General features: G+C 56.6%; 17 protein-coding genes and 1 pseudogene. 7 read left to right on the top strand and 11 right to left on the bottom strand.

Annotated elements, in window-relative coordinates:
- Positions 1 to 98 precede the first annotated feature (98 nt).
- From MKZ35_RS15525 to MKZ35_RS15515, 3 genes are all read right to left on the bottom strand, one after another.
- On the bottom strand, positions 99 to 974 hold the full coding sequence (locus MKZ35_RS15525) for a DUF58 domain-containing protein (protein WP_482514123.1): 876 nt from the start codon (positions 972 to 974) through the stop codon (positions 99 to 101).
- A gap of 241 nt (positions 975 to 1,215) precedes the next feature.
- Positions 1,216 to 2,193: an AAA family ATPase gene (locus tag MKZ35_RS15520; protein WP_482514122.1), complete on the bottom strand. Its 978-nt coding sequence runs from the start codon at positions 2,191 to 2,193 to the stop codon at positions 1,216 to 1,218.
- Between the two features lie 88 nt (positions 2,194 to 2,281).
- Positions 2,282 to 2,905 (bottom strand): DUF4159 domain-containing protein, encoded by a 624-nt coding sequence (locus tag MKZ35_RS15515; RefSeq protein WP_482514121.1) that lies wholly within the window; start codon positions 2,903 to 2,905, stop codon positions 2,282 to 2,284.
- 246 nt (positions 2,906 to 3,151) lie between these two features.
- Here MKZ35_RS15515 and MKZ35_RS15510 point away from each other — a divergent pair, with 246 nt between their 5' ends.
- Positions 3,152 to 3,796, top strand: coding sequence for a porin family protein (locus tag MKZ35_RS15510; protein ID WP_482514120.1), 645 nt, complete (start codon positions 3,152 to 3,154; stop codon positions 3,794 to 3,796).
- Between the two features lie 78 nt (positions 3,797 to 3,874).
- Complete coding sequence (locus tag MKZ35_RS15505; RefSeq protein ID WP_482514119.1) at positions 3,875 to 4,534, top strand: porin family protein; 660 nt, start codon at positions 3,875 to 3,877, stop codon at positions 4,532 to 4,534.
- Positions 4,535 to 4,610: 76 nt separating this feature from the next.
- On the opposite strand, the gene MKZ35_RS15500 is transcribed toward MKZ35_RS15505, so the two are convergent.
- The 7 genes and pseudogenes from MKZ35_RS15500 to MKZ35_RS15470 all read right to left on the bottom strand — a co-directional run bounded on the left by MKZ35_RS15500 (position 4,611) and on the right by MKZ35_RS15470 (position 14,470).
- Positions 4,611 to 5,936, bottom strand: a complete 1,326-nt coding sequence (locus MKZ35_RS15500) for a TldD/PmbA family protein (protein ID WP_482514118.1) — start codon at positions 5,934 to 5,936, stop codon at positions 4,611 to 4,613.
- A 191-nt stretch (positions 5,937 to 6,127) separates the two neighbouring features.
- Entirely contained in the window at positions 6,128 to 7,780 is a 1,653-nt protein-coding gene (locus MKZ35_RS15495; protein ID WP_482514117.1) for a TldD/PmbA family protein, read from the bottom strand.
- Between the two features lie 16 nt (positions 7,781 to 7,796).
- Positions 7,797 to 8,243, bottom strand: a complete 447-nt coding sequence (locus MKZ35_RS15490; RefSeq protein WP_482514116.1) for a DUF6896 domain-containing protein — start codon at positions 8,241 to 8,243, stop codon at positions 7,797 to 7,799.
- Between the two features lie 203 nt (positions 8,244 to 8,446).
- Positions 8,447 to 9,783: pseudogene (locus MKZ35_RS15485) on the bottom strand (TldD/PmbA family protein).
- Positions 9,784 to 10,000: 217 nt separating this feature from the next.
- Positions 10,001 to 11,653 (bottom strand): TldD/PmbA family protein, encoded by a 1,653-nt coding sequence (locus MKZ35_RS15480; RefSeq protein ID WP_482514115.1) that lies wholly within the window; start codon positions 11,651 to 11,653, stop codon positions 10,001 to 10,003.
- Positions 11,654 to 11,916: 263 nt separating this feature from the next.
- A complete protein-coding gene (locus tag MKZ35_RS15475; RefSeq protein ID WP_482514114.1) occupies positions 11,917 to 12,948 on the bottom strand; it encodes a 5-methylcytosine restriction system specificity protein McrC in 1,032 nt (343 codons plus the stop codon).
- Between the two features lie 319 nt (positions 12,949 to 13,267).
- Entirely contained in the window at positions 13,268 to 14,470 is a 1,203-nt protein-coding gene (locus MKZ35_RS15470) for an McrB family protein (protein WP_482514113.1), read from the bottom strand.
- 372 nt (positions 14,471 to 14,842) lie between these two features.
- Between MKZ35_RS15470 and MKZ35_RS15465 the strand changes: the two genes are divergently transcribed.
- The 3 genes from MKZ35_RS15465 (at position 14,843) to MKZ35_RS15455 (ending at position 17,956) form a co-directional block, all read left to right on the top strand.
- Complete coding sequence (locus tag MKZ35_RS15465) at positions 14,843 to 16,942, top strand: M1 family metallopeptidase (protein ID WP_482514112.1); 2,100 nt, start codon at positions 14,843 to 14,845, stop codon at positions 16,940 to 16,942.
- The gene (locus MKZ35_RS15460) at positions 16,906 to 17,331 is read left to right on the top strand and encodes a hypothetical protein (RefSeq protein WP_482514111.1); all 426 of its coding nucleotides are present in this window, start codon (positions 16,906 to 16,908) and stop codon (positions 17,329 to 17,331) included. The genes MKZ35_RS15465 and MKZ35_RS15460 overlap by 37 nt, the downstream gene beginning before the upstream one ends.
- Positions 17,332 to 17,578: 247 nt before the next feature.
- Positions 17,579 to 17,956: a hypothetical protein gene (locus tag MKZ35_RS15455; RefSeq protein WP_482514110.1), complete on the top strand. Its 378-nt coding sequence runs from the start codon at positions 17,579 to 17,581 to the stop codon at positions 17,954 to 17,956.
- A gap of 164 nt (positions 17,957 to 18,120) precedes the next feature.
- Here the strand turns inward: MKZ35_RS15455 and MKZ35_RS15450 are convergent, their stop codons facing one another.
- On the bottom strand, positions 18,121 to 19,338 hold the full coding sequence (locus tag MKZ35_RS15450) for an alpha/beta hydrolase family protein (RefSeq protein WP_482514109.1): 1,218 nt from the start codon (positions 19,336 to 19,338) through the stop codon (positions 18,121 to 18,123).
- 220 nt (positions 19,339 to 19,558) lie between these two features.
- On the opposite strand from MKZ35_RS15450, the gene MKZ35_RS15445 reads away from it, so the two are divergent.
- Positions 19,559 to 19,960, top strand: coding sequence for a BlaI/MecI/CopY family transcriptional regulator (locus tag MKZ35_RS15445; protein ID WP_482514108.1), 402 nt, complete (start codon positions 19,559 to 19,561; stop codon positions 19,958 to 19,960).
- Entirely contained in the window at positions 19,908 to 20,978 is a 1,071-nt protein-coding gene (locus MKZ35_RS15440; RefSeq protein WP_482514107.1) for a M56 family metallopeptidase, read from the top strand. Before MKZ35_RS15445 ends, MKZ35_RS15440 begins: the two co-directional genes overlap by 53 nt.
- The last annotated feature ends 3 nt before the right edge of the window (positions 20,979 to 20,981 follow it).

The following is a 20,981-nucleotide window of genomic DNA, read 5'->3' as shown; positions in this document are numbered from 1 at the left end:
CGCTCCGCTCTGCATGACGTTCTTGTTAATTTGAGTTAAAAAAGAAGATGATAGCATTTGAAATTATAGAGTAGTCAAGCAAAACGCCCCCAGCGTCATCACATCTGTGCTTCCCGGCGGTGCAAAAACTCACGCAGCGCCTGATCCAGCGGGTCGGCGGTGCTGAGCTGATGATAGTCGAAGCCGTGGCGCCGAGCCGACTGGGCCGTGGCGCGCAGCCATTGTTGATGGTTTTGTTGATACGCCGCCCGTTGCTGGTCGGCGTCGAGCTGGAGAATCTGGCCGGTTTCGAGGTCTTCGAAGGTGATAGAACCGCGGTAGGAAAACGTTAGCTCATTATTGGCCACCAAGTGCAGCACCAGCACTTCCCCGGCTACGGCTTGCAGGCGGGTAAGCAGGCTTTCCATCTCAGCTTCTTCCTCATACAAATCGCTTACAAACACCGTGAGGGCCCGCTGCCGTCGGGCCGTGAGCGGAGCCAGCATAGCCGTAGACGGAAAAAGCCCCCCAGCCTCGGTTTTTTCCAGCAAATGATACAGCCGCAGCAGCTGCCGCGATTCGGCTCTGGGGGGCAAATGCTGCACTCCTTCGGGCCGCAACACGCTCAGTGCCACAGCATCACCCTGATTGGTGGCCAGATATGCCATGCTGGCCAGCACTAGCCGCGCGTAGTCCAGCTTAGTCAGGCCGTTGTCGTCGCGGTGGTTCATGCTGGCACTGGCATCGAGCAGCAGATGCACCATCAGGCTCGTTTCCACCTCCGACTCGCGGATGTAGTAGCGGTCGGAGCGGGCGGCCAGTCGCCAGTCGAGGCGGCGCAGATCGTCGCCGGGCTGGTAGGGGCGATACTGGCTAAACTCCATCCCTACGCCCCGCCGCCGGCTCCGGTGATGACCGGCCAGAAAGCCTTCGGCTGCCTGTTTGGCGGCCAGCGGTAGGTTGCGCAAAGCGTGAAGGGTTTCAGGAGCCAGCATCTTTTAGAAGTGAGAGGTGAGAGAGCGTGTCATGCTGAGGAATCGAAGCATCTCTACTGGTTAGTAACTGATGTTACGCAGCAACTGCATCCATTAGTCGGTAAGGCTGTTTCTGAGCGTAGCAAAAGCCGCTTTTTGAAGCGCAGCAGCAAGTCGTGCGTAACATGAGTTAGTAATCAACACCGGTGTAACGAAGTGGTAGAGATGCTTCGACAGGCTCAGCATGACATGCTCTCTTACCCTACACTGCCACCGCTTTCAGCAATTCAGCCACGGCATCATCCGCCGTGATGTTCTCGGCTTCTGCGTTGAAATTCAATAGCACCCGGTGCCGCAGCACCGGTGGCGCCAGCGTCCGCAAATCGTCCAGCGTCACGGCGAAGCGGCCTTGTAGCAAGGCCCGAGCTTTGGCGCACAAAATCAGCGCCTGCCCGGCCCGCGGACCCGCGCCCCAACGCCCGTAATCCTTGATAAACTTCACCTCCGTAGTTGCCGGCCGCGTGGCGCGCACCAAGCGGTTCACAAAATCAAGCAACTCCGGGCTCAAACTGACCTGCCGAACGAGCTGCTGCAACTGCCGAATATCGGCGCTGCCCAGCACGGGCTTCACCTCGGGCCGTGCCGTGCCCGTGGTGCCGCTGAGTACGGCTAGTTCCTCTTGCTCCGAAGGGTAGCCAATGCGCACATACAGCAGGAAGCGGTCGAGCTGGGCTTCGGGCAATGGATAAGTACCAGCCTGCTCAATAGGGTTTTGAGTAGCCAGCAGAAAGAAGGGCTTGGGCAAAGCGTGCTCCTGGCCGGCGTAGGTTACGTGGCCTTCCTGCATGGCTTCGAGCAAGGCCGCCTGCGTCTTGGGCGGCGTCCGGTTTATCTCGTCGGCCAGGACTAGGCTGGCGAAAATTGGTCCTTCGTTAAACTTAAACGAGCGGTGCCCCGTGCCGTGGTCCTCCTCCAGTACCTCGGTGCCCAGAATATCAGTAGGCATCAAATCGGGGGTGAACTGAATGCGCCGGAACGACATATCGGTGGCGGCGGCTAAGGTGCGCACCAGCAGCGTTTTGGCCAGGCCCGGCACGCCTTCCAGCAGGGCGTGGCCGCCGGCCAGCAGCGCCACGAGTACCTCATCGAGCACTTCGCTTTGGCCTACAATGACTTTGGCAATTTCTTCTTTAAGCGGTGGTAGTTTGGCGAGCAGGCGGTGTACTTCTTGTTCGGTCATGCAGGGAGAAGTTTCTAGGATGTTCAGGCGTCATTTCCCGCAGTGTTTCGCAGTGTTTGGCGCAGTGTCTCGCAGTGTTCTTTCAGGGTTAAGCGGTCAGCGCATACATCAGGATGTTGACGCCAAACTTGGTGTTGTCTTCGGCCAGCCAGCGCTTGTTGCGGTAGTCGTAGTCCCACTCGCAGCCGTAGTCTTTGTTGGAGTACAGCACGCCCACGCGGCCGTTGATTTCCACCGCTTTCAGATAGTCGTGAACCAGGTCGTCGCCCCAGCCGTTGAGCTCGAACGAGGTGGGCGGCGGCCCGTCTTTAAAGGTGAAAAACGACTTATAAATTGGGTGGGTCTTCGGGATTTTCTTGAGTGCGCCGGCCCCAAAGCATTGGCGCATCTGCTCCTCGAAGGAGCGGGCAAAGAGTCCGTCGATGTCATGGTTGCAGTCGTCCACGAATACGAAGCCGCCGTTGCGCACGTACTGCGTGAAGTTCTGCTTTTCAGCCGCCGAAAACTGCACCAGCCGGTGGCCCGACAGGTAGCAGAAAGGGTAGCTAAATAGATCGGGGCTGTCGAGGGCCACTACTTTCTCTTTCTGATTAACGGGCACCGTAGTATACTGAATCAGCGAGTGAAGCAGATTGGTGGGCATTCTCTCATCCACAGAATCCCAGTCGCCGGAACGGTATTGAAGTCGTACGAAGGTAAACGGAGCGGGCATACAAGCTGATAGGCGACGAAAAAGAGACGGCGCAAGGCCAACAAAGTTGCCTGGGGGCAAATTCTCCTCGGAAAATACGGGCTTCTACCGACTCGCACAGCTACCCGCAAACTAAACGAGGTTAAAATACGTTTTCGATTTTGGCCTAATTAATGCAAACTAATCACCTATAAATAACACACTGCTCTTGGCAATAGACTACTACTATCCTACGTATTACTCATCTAATCTAACTTGCAACTTCCTATGAAACGCACTGTCCTATTGTTGTTTAGCTTCCTTTGCCTGGCGCTCAGCGCGCAGGCCCAACTTGGTTTGAAAGGCGGTATCAACCGCGCTGTGCTCAGCGGCAACGTCGGCGATAATGCCGAGTATCAAACTTCGTATCACGCCGGTATTTTTTATGAGGCCAAGATCCTCGGCCCGATTTCGTTGCAGCCCGAATTGCTGTATTCAATGCAGGGCGCCCAGGCCCGCAGCCTTATCCGCAACCAATCATTGGAGGAGTTTGACACCAAACTGCACTACCTCACGTTGCCGGTCCTGCTGAAAGCGACCATCGGCCCCGTATTCGTGGAGGCCGGCCCGCAGTTCAGCTACCTGGTGTCATCGCAGGATGAAGGCCGCACGCAGGTAGACCTAACCAGCTCCGGCCCCAGAGAATACCTTGACTTTAACCGCAACAACAGCGGCGACTACAAAAAAGGTGACCTGGGCGTAGCGCTCGGGGCCGGCATCAAGCTGCCGCTGGGCTTCGCCGTGGGTGGCCGCTTCACCACCAGCCTCAATAACATCGGCGACTACCGCAACATCAGCGGCGTCAACGACCCGGAGCTGAAGAATCGGGTGTTTCAGGCCTATGTGAGCTTTCAGCTGGGCAGAGACAATTAAGCATAGACAAGAAGGGAGCAGAATCCGCGGCATTTACTTTGCTTACTGGGTATTTTGCTCCTTTCTTGTCTATACTTTATGAAAAAAAATCTTCTCGTATTAGCCTCAATGCTAGGTAGCGTGGTAGCTGCTCAAGCACAAACAGGGGTTCATTTTGGTGCTAAGTCCGGCCCGAGTCTTTCTGTTATAAGCGGCAGTCTCAATCAGGCATCGGAGTACAAAGTAGGCTTTCAGGCGGGTGGGGTAATGCGGTGGCGCCCCTCAACCCGGGTTGCTATTCAACCAGAGCTGGTATTTTCTCAACAAGGTGCTAACCACCGCTTTCCGGCTGGTCCGGTTACGCTCGAAAGCAAAACCAAGCTATCGTACTTAAACCTACCGGTGCTGGTGAAAGTCTATATGGGCAACGTGATCAACGTCCAGGTAGGGCCCCAGTTCGGAATGTTGTTGGCGGCCCGGCATAAGGGCCAAGTATCTTATTATTCCGGATCCAACGGGGAGGGCTTCGTTACTGAAAACAGGGATGTCAAAGCGGACTATAAAGGTGATTTTGGTTTGTGTGGAGGCTTGGGCGCTGACCTGAAAAACGGCCTGCTACTAACGGCCCGCCTCAGTTATGGACTGACTGATATTAATAATAACGCTGCTGACAAGCAATTGCGTAAGCAATTTGGCATTGACGGCCTGTATAATCGGGTGTTTGAGTTTTCAGCAGGCTACGTTTTTGGGACTAAATAATAGTTCGCGTAGCCACCTCACAAAAAAGCCCCCCAGAACTGGTCTGGGGGGCTTTTTTGCATTAATAATCTGAATTCTACACCGCGTCGGAGAGGCTGGTAAAGGTGAAGTCGCGAATCTTGAGTGGCGGCACCAAATTGCCCCCCAGGCGTTGGGGCTTGCCAATGGCCTCAATATTATTCAGCATAATAATGGGCGACTCATTGAAGCGGAAGTTCTTCACCGGATGCTTGATCTTGCCATTCTCGATGTAGAACGTGCCGTCGCGCGTCAGGCCGGTATAGAGCAAAGTTTGTGGATCCACGTCGCGGATGTACCAGAGCCGCGTTACCAGAATGCCCTTTTCGGTGCTTTTGATCATGTCCTGCACCGTTTGGGTGCCGCCTTCCATGATGAATCCACTGGGGAAAGCCGTGGCGGGCACGTTGTTTTTCTGGGCCCAGAAGCGCGAGTAGTACATGTTCTTCATCACGCCCTTCTCAATCCAGGTCATACGCTTCACCGGCAACCCGTTGCCATCAAACACGCTGCCCGGCGCTTCCGCGTTCAGCGGGTCGGAGTAGATGGTTACGCGCTCATCGAACAGCTTCTGACCCAACTTGTTGCCACCGCCTTTTTTGCTCAAAAAGCTACGGCCTTCGTCGGCCGAGCGGGCATCGAGCGAGTACATCAGGTTGTTAAGCAGGCCTTCGTCGGAAACCAAGGCGGCGGGCTCCAGAATCACGGTGTACTTGCCCGGCTCAATGGCTTTAGCATTCACCGAGCCAGCCGCTTTATCGGCCGCAATTTTGGTGAGGACTTTGGCATCGAGCTTGTTGGCGTCGGTGAAATCGGCCACCGCGTAGCCGGAACCGGTGCCGTCCGGTGTGCGGACTGTGATGGAGAAATCAAGGTTCGTGTCCTGCTGATACGCTTCCAGCCCTTTGCTATTACGCATGGCCAGAAAGCTGGCGCCATCCTCCAGGTAGCCCGCCGCCGTGAGCTTGCGCTCCTGGCATAAGGCAATGCTGTCGGCGGCGGCTTTAGCCCGGAAGTCGGGCGTGATGCTGGCGGTGCTTTGAGCAAAAGCCACGGGCGTGAGATACTGCTGCGGACCCAGCAGCGGCACATAATCAGGGTCTTCGGGGGCCAATCGGGCAATTTCTTCGGCCCGCTGCACACAGCGGCGCAGCGTGGCTTCGTCGAACTCATTGCAGGTGGCCACGCCCGAGCGTTTGCCAAAACCTGACTCTACTACCAGCGACACGTTGTCGGTGGCCCCGGCGGTACTCACGTTGTTACGGGCGTAGCGGATGTTGCCGCTGCTGCGTCCGCGCAACGAAACACTACACTCGTCGGCCTTGCTATAGCTCAGAACTTTCTTGAGAATGGTCTGAGCTTCGTCTTTAGAGAGAATGGGCATTGCTGTCTTGATAATTTCGTGTGAGAATAGTAGCACGTTCAGCGAGTGGCCTCACCCCTAGCCCCTCTCCTAGGGGAGAGGGGGACTAAATTTTAAAACTAGCTTTCTAGAAAAAGTAGGTAGAAGAACTAATATCTAGTCTCCCTCTCCCTTAGGAGAGGGGCTAGGGGTGAGGCCACTCGTTGAGGCTTTTACCCAATCTTGCGAGCCGTATTAATCACGTTTACGCCGTTGAAGCGCGTGGTTGAGCTGCCGTGGCTCACGGCGCTGCTCTGCGAGGGCTGACCTTTGCCGTCGTTGAAGAAGCCCGAGAAGCGGTAATCCGACTCGTCGCAGATGGCGGCGCAGGAGTTCCAGAACTCCAGGGTGTTGGTCTGGTAAGCCACGTCTTCCAACATACCCGTGATTTTACCTTTGTCAATCTCGTAGAACACTTGGCCCCCAAACTGGGAGTTGTAGCGCTGCTGGTCGATGGAGAAAGAGCCGTGGCCGGCAATGTAAATGCCTTTGTCCACGCCTTTTACCATGTCGTCCACGCTCAACTTCGCCTTGCCTGGTTGCAGGCTCACGTTGGGCATGCGCTGGAACTGCACATCGCTCCACGACTGCGCGTAGCAGCACCCATCCGACTCATTCTGCCCCACCATCGCGGCCTGGTCGCGAATCTTCTGGTAGTCGATGAGCATACCTTCTTTAATAAGGTCCCACTTCTTGGTCTTCACACCTTCGTCGTCGAAACCCACGGCGCCGAGCGAGTTAACCTGCTGTTTATCAGCCACAATGTTGACAAGCTTGGAGCCATAGGGCTGCTTTTTAGCCTTCCATTCCAGGGTAGCGAATGAAGTACCAGCGTAGTTGGCTTCGTAGCCCAGCACGCGGTCCAGTTCGGTGGGGTGACCTACGCTTTCGTGAATAGTCAGGCCCAGGTGATGGGGGTCTAGCACGAGGTCGTATTTGCCCGGCGTCACCGACTTGGCAGTCAGCTTTTGCTTCACCTGCTTGGTAGCGGCGGTGGCATCTTCGAGGATGTCGTAGCTGTTTTTGTATCCTACTAAACCAGAACCACTGGGGCCGGCTACTTTATCAGCGGCTTTCGGCGTGAGGTATTCGTAGCCCATTCCCATCGGGGCGCTGAGCGCCTGGCGGCTGCGGAATTTACCCGAGGCGCGGTCAATAGCCGTTACGCTAAAGGTTGGCCAGATGCGGTGAATGTCCTGGTCGATGTAGGAGCCATCAGTCGAGGCAAAGTACTTCTGCTCATTCACTTGGAACAAAGCTGAGTTCACGAAGCTGGCGCCGTTGTCCAGGGCCTTCGCATTGGCACCTAACAGCAGATCTACTTTTTGGGCAATCGGCACCTCAAAGGCGTTCTGCTGAATCGGCGTTTTCCAACTCACTTCACCGTGGCCTTTCACTGGCGCTAGCTTCACCTGCTCTTTCTGCACTTTGGAGTTGGCTTTGGCAATCTGTACCGCTAGCTGCGCGGCTTTCGCTAGGCCCGCTTCGCTGACGGTATTGGTGGCGGCAAAGCCCCACGTACCATTAGCCAGCACGCGCACACCCGCGCCGTAGCTTTCGGTGCTGACAATATTCTGAACCTGCTTTTCACGGGTGAAAATGCCTTGATTCAGGGAGCGGCCAATGCGCACATCAGCATAGGAAGCACCGGCTGATTTAGCGGCATTGAGCGCGGCATCGGCCAGGCGCTTTTTCAGGGCTACGTCGGCGGCGGGCACCAACAATTGCTCGGGCGTCACCAAATTGCCCCCCAGGCCGGGGAAGCTGGGCAGGAACAGGGCGCCGGCCGCTAAGCTGGACAGCCCCACAAAATCGCGTCGTTTCATGAAGTAAAATTTGAGATCAAACAGTTTGGCGAATTTTATTAACTGTATATTCGTGTGTATCAATAGCTTCTTCGTATTTACTAATAATCTTATTTTTCTCTAATGACAAAAGTGTTTCATAAAAGAATATTTCATTCCTAAGGTCTGAGCTGTCTGGTAAAAAGCTTTCTATAAATAGAAAAAGTTTGAAAGCCTGAAAACCTTTGTATTCGTAATTACTGAAACTATAATCGAATTCAATGATTAATTCTTCGAAATCGAATCTGCAGCCTTGACCATGAAATCTATAGCTAAACTCATGATTTTCGATCTTAACTGAGTCGATGGCAGGAACCTTTCCGGCTCTCTTTGCTAATAGGGGAGACTCTATTAAAGCAAAACTTCTCTGCAATAGATTATTTAAATATTTTATCGTTGTCTCGTATTTAACTATTATGCTGAATAAACATTTTAAGTTTTCCATATCAATAAAATAAATAAGAGCGAATTCTAATAGTGAAATTAGTAGAACTCACTCTTATTTAATTATTCGGCGGTGGTCTAAAGCGTGGTGATAAGCCTAATGCATGACCAACTGAAAAAGGCGCTGAACAAGCTATTCAAGCTCCTTTTGATTCAACCTGAAACGGCACCATCACCACGCTTTAGACCACCGCCAATTATTCATTATACAGCATCTGACAAGCTGGTAAAGGTGAAGTCACGAATCTTCAGCGGCGGCACCAAATTGCCCCCCACGCGCTGGGGCTTACCGATGGCCTCCAGGTTGTTGAGCATAATAATGGGCGACTCATTGAAGCGGAAGTTTTTCACCGGATGCTTGATCTTGCCGTTCTCTATGTAGAAGGTACCGTCGCGCGTCAGGCCCGTGTACAAGAGCGTTTGCGGATCAACGGGGCGGATGTACCACAGGCGCGTTACCAGGATACCTTTTTCAGTACCCTTAATCATGTCCTGCACCGACTGCGTACCGCCTTCCATAATCCAGCCGCCGGGGCGAGGAATATCGGGCACGCCGGATTTCTGGGCCCAGAAGCGGGAGGTGTAGAGGTTCTTTACTACGCCCTTCTCAATCCAGGTCATTTTCTGCTGCGGACGGCCATCACCGGAGAAGGTAAGCGTCGGAATCTCAGCGTTCAGTGGGTCGGAATAGATGGTGACGCGCTCATCGAACAGCTTTTCGCCTTTTTTATTTCCTCCCCCTTTTTGCTCAGGAAAGAGCGGCCTTCGTCGGCGTTCCGTGCGTCGAGGGCACCCATTAGCGCCGCCAGCAGGGAAGCATCAGTGTTGGCCACCAACGCGGCGGGTTCCAGAATAACGGTATACTTGCCGGGCTCAATGGCTTTGGCACCTACCGAGGCAGCTGCTTTATCGGCGGCAATCTGGGTGAGGCGGGCGGCGTCGAACTTGCTCGCGTCATTGTAATCGGCGGTGGCGTAGCCCGAGCCGGTGCCGTCAGGCGTGCGTACCGTTACGGAGTACTCCAGGTTGGTGAGCTGCTGGTAGGCTTCGAGTCCTTTGCTGTTGCGCTTGGCAATGAAGCCAGCCTCATCATTCAGAAAGCCCGCCGAGCTTAATTTCTTCTGCTCGCACAGCTTCATGCTGGCCGCCGTTTGCTGGGCGCGGTAGTCGGGGGTAATGTTGGCGGTAGCCGCCGCAAACGCCGCGGGCGAAGGAACCAGGTATTTCTGGGCGCCGAGGAATGGCACGTACTCGGGGCTCTCAGGTGCTAAGCGGGCAATTTCTTCGGCCCGCTGCACGCAGCGGCGTAGCGTAGCATCATCAAACTCATTGCAGGTAGCGACGCCCGAGCGCTTGCCGAAGCGTGACTCTACGGCTAGCGACACGTTATCAACGGCACCGGCGGTCGAAATGGCGTTGCGCGCCGAGCGTACGTTGCCGCCCGTAGAACCGTTGAGCGTGACTTCGCACTCGTCGGCTTTGCTGTAGCTCAGCACCTTAGTCAGGATTGCCTGAGCTTCTTCTTTGGAAAGTATGGCCATTAGTTGGTATGGATGTACTGATTTTTGAAGTGTGGATTTTGCCCCCTAATGATTGCCTCAACCCCTAGCCCCTTCTCCAAGGGGAGAAGGGGGACTAGCTTCTAATCTTTCTAGCAAATTAGTACTGACTAGTAGGGTAGTTTCTCCTAAATCTAGTCCCCTTCTCTTCTGGACTCTGCGCTTAAAGCAGATGCGGGGCTAGGGGTTGAGGCAAACGTTACCCAATCTTGCGGGCTGTATTAATTACATTGACACCATTAAAGCGCGTGGTGGAGCTGCCGTGGCTAACGGCTGACACCTGCGAGGGCTGCCCTTTGCCATCGAAGAACGAACCGAACAAACGGTAGTCCGACTCGTCGCAGATGGCGGCGCAGCTGTTCCAGAACTCCAGGGTGTTGGTCTGGTAAGCCACGTCTTCCAGCATGCCGTCAATCTTGCCCTTATTGATGGCATAGAACACCGTGCCGCCAAACTGAGAATTGTAGCGCTGCTGATCGATGGAGAAGGAACCACGGCCGGCGATATAAATGCCTTTGTCCACGTTCTTAATCATCTCATCGACCGAAAGCTTGGCTTTGCCGGGCTGCAAGCTCACATTCGGCATACGCTGAAACTGCACCGAATCCCAGGAGTCGGCGTAGCAGCAGCCATCCGACTCGTTCTGGCCTACCATAGCGGCCTGGTCGCGAATCTTCTGGTAGTCTACCAGCACGCCATCCTTGATGATGTCCCACTTCTTCGTTTTCACGCCTTCGTCGTCATATCCGACGGCACCTAATGAGCCGGGCTGTAACTTATCAGCCACAATGTTGACGAGCTTCGAGCCGTAGGGCTGCTTTTTGGCTTTCCAGTCGAGTGTCGCGAAGCTGGTGCCCGCATAGTTGGCTTCGTAGCCCAGCACGCGGTCGAGCTCGGTGGGGTGACCCACGCTTTCGTGAATGGTCAGGCCCAAATGATTCGGGTCGAGCACGAGGTCGTACTTGCCCGGCACCACCGATTTAGCGGTGATTTTCTCCTTGGCTTGCTTGGCCGCCAGGGTGGCATCCTCCAGGATGTCGTAGCTGTCTTTGTAGCCGATGAGGCCAGTGCCCGCAGGGCCCGCAATCTTGCCGGCGGCCTTGGGGGTCATGTACTCGTAGCCCATGCCCATGGGGGCACTTAGCGCCTGCCGCGTCCGGAATTTGCCCGAAGCACGGTCGATGGCCGTCACATCAAACGTGGGCCAGATGCGGTGTACATCCTGATCGATGTAGGAGCCATCAGTGGAGGCGAAATATTTCTGCTCGTTAATTTGGAAAAGAGCGGAGTTGACGAAGTTAGCACCGTTGTCTAGTGCTTTGGCGTTGGCCGCGAGCAAGAGGTCTACTTTCTGGGCAATCGGCACCTCAAAGGCATTCTGCTGAATTGGGGTCTTCCAGCTCACTTCACCGTGGCCTTTCATTGGTGCTAGCTTCACCTGCTCTTTCTGCACTTTGGAGTTGGCTTTAGCAATCTGCACCGCGAGCTGCGCGGCTTTGGCCAGGCCCGCTTCGGTCACCGTGTTCGTGGCCGCGAAGCCCCAGGTGCCATTAGAAAGTACCCGCACGCCGGCGCCAAAACTCTCGCCGCTGGCAATGTTTTGGACCTGCTTTTCGCGGGTGAAAATGCTTTGGTTTAGATACCGGCCAATGCGTACATCAGCATAGGAAGCCCCCGCCGACTTGGCGGCATTCAGGGCCGCATCAGCCAAGCGCTTGTTCACTACGGCATCCATAACTGATTCAAGCAAACGCTCTGGGCTAACCAAAGTGCCGCCAAAACCAGGGAAGTTGGGAAGGAACACAGCCCCTGCCGCCAGGGCCGAGAGTCCTACAAAATCACGTCTTTTCAAGAGGGTAAGGTTTTGGGAAGGTGAGTGGAAAGTTAAGTTTAGAGAGAAATTGGGAGAAACTCAATTTTAAGGACGAAGAATGCCCCCAGGGATGCACGGAAAATAAAACGTTTGCAGGGCGTGGTGACCATCATACACCAAGCTGCTTTTGTCATCTGTCATCCTGACGAAGGAAGGACCTGATCACGGCAGAACAAATCGTTCAACTGCGGTAAGGTCCTTCCTTCGTCAGGATGACAGACGATATGACAGGGCTTTGAATCTCACTCAATCAACTTCAACAAATCAGCGGCAATACCCGGCCAGGGCTGGTTCAGGTCCAGGGTTACGACGCGGACGGGGTGGCCGCCGAGCGTATAGCGCAGGTCCACTTCGCGGGTGGCGGCGGGGTAGAGCAGAATGCCCTCCAACAGCTGGGTGGGGGGCGAAATTTGGTTCTGCAAATACGCGTACAACTGATAGAGGTGGGGCGAAATGAGGCGCTGCCGGTCGTAGCGCGGCCGTAGGGCGGCGCGGTAGTATTTGGTGTCGAGGATGATTTTGCGGTCGGGTGCCTCCAGCGTGGTGTCGGTAATCATGGCGGGCAGCAGGCTCAGATCCTCAGGCTCGTCAGCAGCAGCTTGCCAACTGATGGTTTCCGACAGCACCCGATACCGGCGCTGCTCGAGGCGGTAGAAGTTGCGCACAAAGGCTTCAAAAAGCTGCGCCATCAGCCGCTCATCATGCCGGAAATCAACGAAGCGGGTGCGGCCATCAGCGGCCGGCTCGGGAAGAGCACTGCGGTACAATAATTCGCACACATTCAGCAGCAAGGCTTCATGACCAGTAGGGCGGGTGCGGCGCACGGCCCGCAACGCATGACTACTAAGCGGCGTGGGGGGCAAATCGGGAGAAAAATGCCACCGCACGGCGCGTAGCTCCTGGCGCAAAGCCGCAGGGACCTGCCGCGACCGACTCAGCTGCTCTACTGCCCCGAGCAGCAGCCGAAGAAACGGCGTATCAGCTCCCAACTCATCATAAGCACACACTGCCCGCCCCCGCCGCAGCAAGTCACGCGACAGGGAAGCATCCAGCAGCACCCGCCCCCGCAGCTCGCCCAGCTCCTCTTCCCGCTCGGTATACGCCTGCCGCAGCCCCTGCCGCAACAGCCGTCGCGTGCCCGTGAGCAGCACATGGCTCAGTAGCTCCAGCGGCCGATGAAACGTCGTGGCTTCCGAGGCTAGCCACTCCTCTTGCTCCGGCAAGCGGTTCCAGGCGTAGCAAAGCAGATAATACAGGTTCTGGATGGGAATCATAGATGTGGGCCTCACCCCCGGCTCCCTCTCCCAAGGGAGAGGGGAGCCAAGCGCTCGGCCTACGCGGCTGCGTCGGCTAGCGCCTCCGCAACCGCTACCGTTTTAAGTGAAGGATAAACCGTATTTAACTTGGTAGCAGTTGCGGAGGCGCGAGCCGACGTAGCTGCGTAGAACTATTCGTTTAGCTCCCCTCTCCCCGAGGAGAGGGGCCGGGGGTGAGGCTACCGCAGCAAGCGCTTTTTATGAGCCGCCGCTTTTGCGGGCTGGTCTAACCAGTATTCATCCAGCAGCGGCGCGATTTCCTGCTCCAGAATGAGGGTTAGCCAAGAATCGGCGGCAGCGGAGTCGGCGGGGGCTGGCAGAAATAGCTGTGCCCTAGCTGAAAATCTTCGCCTAAGTCGGGGTCGTCGCTGATGGCTTGGTTTAGCTCAGTGAGCCGCGCTACCAGCCGCGCTGTGACTGCGGCCGGCACACCTTTTTGTGCCAAAAAACCTTGCAGGAGAGCGCCAAACTCCGGCTGCATTTTCACGAACGCAAATCGGCGCCGCAGGGCATAATCGAGCGGGGCCAGAGAGCGGTCAGCGGTGTTCATGGTGCCAATGACGTAGAGATTGTCGGGCACGAAAAATCGGGCTGCGTCGGGAGGCGAGTAGGGGAGGCGCACGGCGTTGGCCGGGCCGCGTTTATCGGCTTCCAGCAAGAGCAGCAGCTCGCCAAAAATCCGACTCAGATTGCCTCGATTAATTTCGTCGATTAGCAGGAAATAGGGTTTGGCCGGCTCGGTGGCGGCGCGCTGGCATACTTCCAGAAGCACGCCCGCCGTCAGCCGAAAGGTGCCCTGCGCATCGGGCCGAAATCCCTGTACAAAATCCTCGTAGCTGTAGCTGGGGTGAAACTGCACCAGCTCCACGCGGCCCGCATCGGTGGCGCCCAGTTCCAGCCAAGCCAGGCGGCGGGCCAGAAAGGTTTTACCTGTGCCGGGCGGACCGTGCAGAATCAGGTTGCGCCGGCGCCGCAAAGCCGCCAGCGTGTCATCCAGCATTTTCTCCGACACAAACAGCTCCTGCAAGGCCGCGGCGCGGTCGTAGGGCGCGCTGGGGGGCATTTTGTAGTGGGCGGCGGGCTCGTGTACTTCCAGCTTGTGCACCTTCGCCTTTTCAATGGGCGTCGAGTCGCTGGGCCGACCGGTGTACAGGTCCTGCATAGCCTGCTGGGCCGCCACGTCATTATCCAGAGGAGAGTTGGCCAGGCTAGGGCGCTTGGTGGCGACCGTAAAATCGAGGTGCTCCAGCAAGCCGTTGGTGGGGCCGCCGGCGGGCAAGGGCCAGTTGGCATCGGTCTGGCCGGTGGCCAGGCGGTAGGCCAGCTGCGCCACGGGCCGGGGCGGGTAGCGTCGGCCCCGATACACGAGGTCGTAGACGGTGCTGGGGGGCAGATTCAGCCCTTGCCGGTCGATGTGCCGGAGGGCGCGCAGCACATGGTCGCGGGTGAGCTGAGAAGGGTCGAAAGAAGGGGCAGGCATCCGGTTTGTAAGGTAGGCGCAAAACGGATACGAGGCTACAAAGGGTTTCGGGGTAGCAGGTAAAACTACCCGATGAAGTGCCTGCAAGCTTGAGTAATTTGTAGGATAATTAGATTAAGTAAAAATATAAGAAGTAAAAGGCAATCAACTTTTAGGTAACTAGCACAACAATAGAAATTAAGAAATATTATAAACCACCTGTAGTAGATCTGCGTGTCGAACGGGCCAAAGCATTTGAGTTACTGAGGCAAGTCAATATTCCCCAATTGACCATGCTTGAGACGCTGCGTCCGACTGCAAGGGTTCAATACTTCTTTCTTTACCTCCCCTGGATACCACCTTTTTTCAGCCTTATTCCCTTCTTTCCATTTCATGAAAAAACAGTACGCTACCGCAGCAGCCCTGCTGCTCACGGCCGTTGCCTTGGCCCAAACGCCTGCCCCTTCGCCACAAGCCGCCGCGCCCGCCGCTTATCAGGAAACGGCCCCCAAAATCAACGCTCTGGTTCACACTAAGCTCGACCTGCAATTTGACTACAAAAAGCGCTACGCCTACGGCAAAGCCTGGCTGACGCTGAAGCCCTACGCCTACGCTACCGATTCCCTGCGCCTTGATGCCAAAGGCATGGATATCAAGACCGTAGCCTTGATAAATGGCAGCAATCAGCAGCCGCTCAAATACACCTACGCCGACGGGCAAAACCTGCGCATTAACCTCGGCAAAACGGTAGCGCCCGGCACCGACTACACCGTCTATATTGAGTACACGGCCAAGCCCGATGAGCTGAAAACCAAAGGCAGCGCCGCCATTACCGATGCCAAAGGCCTGTACTTCATCAACCCCGACAGCGCCGTGGCCGGCAAGCCCGTGCAGATATGGACCCAGGGCGAGACCGAAGCTTCTTCGGTGTGGTTTCCAACCATCGATCGGCCCAATCAGAAAACGACCTCGGAAATCAGTCTGACCGTGCCCAGTAAGTACGTGACGCTGAGCAACGGCGCGCTCGTGAATCAGAAGCCGGCCGGTGCGGGTTTGCGCACCGATACCTGGAAAATGGAGCAGCCCCACGCGCCTTACCTGTTTATGCTGGCCGTCGGCGACTTTAAGATCTATAAGGACAAGTGGCAGGGCAAAGACGTGGACTACTATCTGGAGCCTAAATTTGCCCCCTATGCCAAGCAGATTTTTGGCGACACGCCCGAGATGATGGAGTTTTTCTCCCAGAAGCTCGGCGTGGCGTATCCGTGGAATAAGTACGCCCAGATTGTGGTGCGTGACTACGTGAGCGGAGCCATGGAAAATACCACCGCCACCCTGCACGGCGACTACGTGCAGCAGACGCCCCGGCAGATGCTCGACCGCGACTACACCTACATCCCCGGCCAGTCGGTGATTGCCCACGAGCTGTTTCACCAATGGTTCGGCGACTACGTGACGGCCGAAAGCTGGAGCAACCTGACCGTAAACGAGTCGTTTGCCGACTTCAGCGAAGGCCTCTGGGCCGAACACAAGTACGGGCAGGACGCGGCCGACGCCCACCGGTCCAACGCGCTGCGCCGCTACCTCAGTAGCCCCCGCGACGCGGCCAAGCCGCTCGCCCGCTTTTATTATGACGACAAAGAGGAAATGTTCGACCTGGTGTCGTACCAGAAGGGCGGGGTCATCCTACAAATGCTGCGCACCCACCTGGGCGACGCGGTGTTTTTCGCCGGTTTGAAGCAGTATCTGACCCAAAACGCGCTCGGCACCGGCGAAGCCCACCAGCTGCGGCTGGCCTTAGAAAACGCGTCGGGCCAGGATCTGAACTGGTTTTTCAACCAGTGGTATTTCGCGCCCGGCCACCCCGTCGTGACCATCGACTATGCCTGGGACGCGGCCCGCAAGATGCAGACCGTGACGGTGAAGCAAACCCAGCCGGGCACGCCGTTTATCCTGCCCATGGCCGTTGATTTGTACGTGGGGGGCAAAACTCTGCGCCGCGACGTGGTGCTGCGCCAGACCACCGAAACCCTGGAGTTCCCCACGGCCACCCAGCCCGACTTGGTGAACGTGGACGCTAACAAGGTGATGGTGTGGCAGAAAACCGACAACAAACCGTTGGCCGCCTTCGCCTACCAGTACAAAAATGCCCCCCGGTTCGTGGATCGGTACGAAGCTGTCGTTGCGGCGCAGGCCAAGCCTACCGAGGCTGCGGCCCGCGGCATACTGCTGGCCGGCCTGAACGATAAGTCCCCCGGCCTGCGCGCGCAGGTTATCGGCTCGCTGAACCTCGAAGACGCGGCCCTGCGCAAAGCCGCCGCGCCCACGCTGCGCAAGCTGGCTACCTCGGACAAGGAAGCGGTGGTGCGGGGGTGGCCCTACGGAACCTGGGCAAGCTCAAGGAAAAGCGCGATGAAAAGCTGTTTGCCCAGCAGCTCAAAAGTGAGTCGTACGCCGTGCAGGGGGCCGCGCTGCGGGCCCTGGCGGAAGTAAACCCGGCCCAGGCAATAACACAGGCCAAAGCGTTTGAAACGGACAATATGGGCTTACTCACTTCGGCTATCATGGAAGTGTACGGCCAGCATGGCGGCGCGGCGCAGTGGCCTTACGTTCGCAACCAATTCGATACGGGCAGTGTGCAAACCAAAGCCACAATCCTGCGCGGTATGGTCGCCATGCTGGCCCGCCTCGATGAGCCCGCGCCGTTTAACGAAGGTCTCGACCGCATCAAAGCCTTTACCATCCAGAACAAAAGCCGGGGCATCGACAAAGTTATAATTCCTTTGCTCCAAGCAGCAAAAGACAAAAAAACCGGCCCCAATGCCGCTCAGGCTAAGCAGGCGGTAGAAAAGGCCGTGCAGGAAATTGAGCAGGCGAAGTAAACAGGCATGCTAAATTTAAAAGGCGGTCATGCTGAGCGGAGTCGAAGCATCTCTACTGCTTCGTTGCAATGCTATATATTAGTAACCAGTAGAGATGCTTCGGCAAGCGGACGCCAGATCCAGCATGACAATATCATTGCACACAAGATGCTTCGCCACCGCTCTACGTGACCGTCAAAATGGATGGTTTCGTTTATCGTACGCCAGAGCTCTTCTAAGTACTTTGGCTCCCCTCAACCACTATTCTATGACTAGCTCACTCAAGCTGTTTCTGCTGATTCTCATCGTAGCTGCTGTCGCCCAACTAGTGCTGCCCTGGTGGAGCATTACGCCGGTGGCCTTTGCGCTGGCGCTGGGGCTGGGCCGCAGGAGCTGGGGGGCTTTTTGGGCGGGTTTTGCTGGGGTTGGACTGGGCTGGCTGGTGCTGGCAAGCTGGCTGAACCTGCAGAACGAAGGCCACCTCAGCCACCGCGTAGCGGAGCTGATTCCGCTGGGCGGCAGCGGCTGGCTGCTGGTGCTGGTGACGGCCGTGCTGGGCGGGCTGGTTGGCGGACTCGCTGCCCTGGCGGGAGTTTGGCTGCGCCAGGCATTATCAGCCAGGAGCAGCCAAGCGTCTTCAACCTAATCCTTTAGTCTCAGCCACAGATAAATAACGCGCTCCAAAAAAGCCCCCCGGCCTCTCTGTTAAGAAAGACCGGGGGCTTTTTTGGTGTGAATACATCAAAGGCAGGCCTGCTGGAACCACCCGTTAAAGCGACGTTGCTCTGCCGCCCGCCAAGCGGAAGCCGATCAGTTAATCTCCTGAAACTCCCCAAAAAAAGCCAGCGCCTCCAGCGTGTATTGGGGCACGGAAGAAAAGTGGTTGCCGTCTTGGATGGGGCGCAGCTCTACCTGCGTAGCGCCGCGGGCGCGCATGGCCTTGTAGGCGTTTTCGGAGTTGAAAAAGGGCACGTAATCATCGGCGGTACCGTGGAAAAGCGCCAGCGGGGCACGCGGCCGCCAATCGTAGATGTCGTTGGCGCGGAAGGCAGCCGTGATGGGCTGATCGGTTTTGTTGAGGACGCCCGCCCGGAAAGGCTCCGTGAATAGCTCCCTGGCCTGTTCGGGCACTTTCGCAAACGGATTGGCATGCAGCTGCGTGGCCCAGGGCTCCTGAAAATAACCGGCGTACGGCCGGTTGATGTTATACACCCGGTTATAGGTGTCCAATACCCAGACGTAGGAGCTAAGGAAGTTCAGCGGCTGATCAGACTTCAAAATATAGTCGGCGAAGGCTGACTTATTGTATGCTCCCGCGCCGGGCGCGCTGGCCGTCACCGTAAACTCAGAGGCGTGCTGCTCCTCAATCAGCTTGTGCAACGCCAGCGTAGCAAAGCCGCCTTCGGAGTAGCCCAGCAGAAAGTTTTTATCGTTTAGTCGAATCTTTTCTTGCTCACAAAACTCCCGCGTGGCCCGCAGCATATCCAGCGAGGCCGACGCCAACGAAGCCGCGTGCTCATAGGGGTGGGGCAAATTCTTGGAAGCGCCATACCCGATATAGTCGGGTGCCACCACCAGGTAGCCGGAGGAAGCCAGCACCGATATAGCCGTCCAGACTTCCCCGCCGGAGCGGTAGTAGGAGGGCGCCCGCGCTTCGTCTTTGGGCGAAATAGTGCCGTGCTGATAGCTCAGCAGTGGCAGCGGCTGCGAAGCCACCGGTACTAGCACCGCGCCCGAGGCCGTCACGGGCTGGCCGTCGGTATTAGGCGTGGTGTACGTCAGCTTATATACCCGAATCGAATACTTGGTCAGGGCACTGACGATAGGCAGATCGGGTACGCGGCCCGCCAATGTACTCGGGGTGTACTCCCCAATCAGGGTGCTGCTCAGCAGGCGGTTGCCGGCAACCGGGCTAATGGGCGCAGCTGGGGCAGCGGGCGCTACGGTTAGCACCGTCTGCTCTTTGGTGCAGCTCAAGCCGGGCGCCACCAGTAGGCTCAGCCAGAAAAGGAAAGTGAAATAGGGCAAGAGACGGCTATTAATTTTCAAGGACATTAGGAAGGTATTGGGTCAATCTGCCTTCATAACACCATTCTGCTCAAAAGATTTCGTGCCGCCGTTGAGAAAAGCGATATGCTCACTGAGCCAGGTTTTTCGGGTGAAAGCAAGAAGAAAGCATATTCACCTAATAAATTAGTTGTTTAACTAAAAAATTAGTTTTATATTTATTTCAACAAAAAAGCTCCCCATGCAAACCTTCCCTGAACTAACCCGCGCCGAGGAGCAAGTGATGCAGGTGCTTTGGCAGCGCGGTCCGTCCTTCGTGAAAGAGGTAGTGGCCGAAATGCCGGCGCCGCCACCCGCCTACAACACCGTTTCGACTATCATCCGCATTCTGGAGCAGAAAGGATTTGTGGGTCACGAAGCCTTTGGCCGTACGCACCGCTACCAGGCGTTGGTCGCTCAGGATGAATACCGGCGCTTCTCGCTGCGCAAGCTGCTGGGGGGCTATTTTGGCAACTCCTTTCCGCAGCTGGTGTCCTTCTTTGCGAAGGACGAAAACCTCGACGCCGCGCAGCTCGATGAGTTGCTCCGCCATGCTGCCCAACCTCCAACTCCCGATTCCGATGAACCCAATCAGCCTGCTTAAGTGGATGATGCTCAGTACGGTACTGCTGGGCGTGTGGTGGCTCTGCTACCGGATAGTCTTGCGCCGTGAGCGCAGCTTTGGCTACAATCGGGTGTTTCTGGTGCTGGGGCCGCTGTTGGCGGCGAGCTTGCCGCTGCTTCCCATAAGTTGGCCAAGCGTCTGGGGGGCAAATTCAGGCACGCTACTACCGGGTATAGCAACCGTGCTGCTGCCGACCGCCCAAGTAGGCGGACTCAGTAGCGACGCCAGGCTCGACTGGTCGCAGTGGGTGCTGCTTGGTTACGCAGGCGGTGCGCTGGCCGTGTCGGCGCGGCTGTTTTTTGGGCTGGTCAAGCTGTGGCTGACTACGCGCTTTCTGCCCCGCGAAAAACAGGCCGGCTACACGCTGGTGCACACGCACGGTCTGCTGCCAACCAGCTCGTTTGGGCGAGTCGTGTTTTGGGACGAGACCTTACCGCTCAGCAACGTGGAAGCCCAACAGGTGCTGCGCCACGAGTTGGCCCATGTGCGGCAAGGCCACACCTATGATAGGTTGCTGCTGGAAGTGCTACGCGCCGTGCTCTGGTTCAATCCATTCGTGCACCTGTGCGCCCGCGCCCTGACCCTTACCCACGAGTACCTGGCCGACGCGGCGGCGCTGAGCCCCGCTTCTTCCTTCTCTAAAACTGCTTCACCTTCTCATTCTTACACCCACCTACTGGCCCGGCAAGTGGCCACCCGCCTCGGGTTCTCCATTCCGTTTGCGCACTCCTTTTCTCATTCCCAAACCTTACGTCGCATTGCCATGATTCACCGAACTTCCCCCATCCGCCGCTGGAAACAGTGGCTCGTGCTGCCGCTGGTGGCTTTATTAACGTTTACCGTCGCTTGTGAGCGAACCACCGAGTCGGTTGCCCCGGCCACTCGTGCTTCTGCGCAAAATGTGCAGGTGCCACCGCCCCTCCGCCCCCACGGCTTGCACCCGATGCTGAGCCTGCACCGCCACTACCTCCAGCTGATAGGCTTTATACCTATGTAGAAG

The organism is Hymenobacter sp. R533113 (assembly GCF_056835965.1).
The sequence above is the reverse complement of the archived record's forward strand: the minus strand, read 5'-3'. Positions and strand labels throughout refer to the sequence as shown.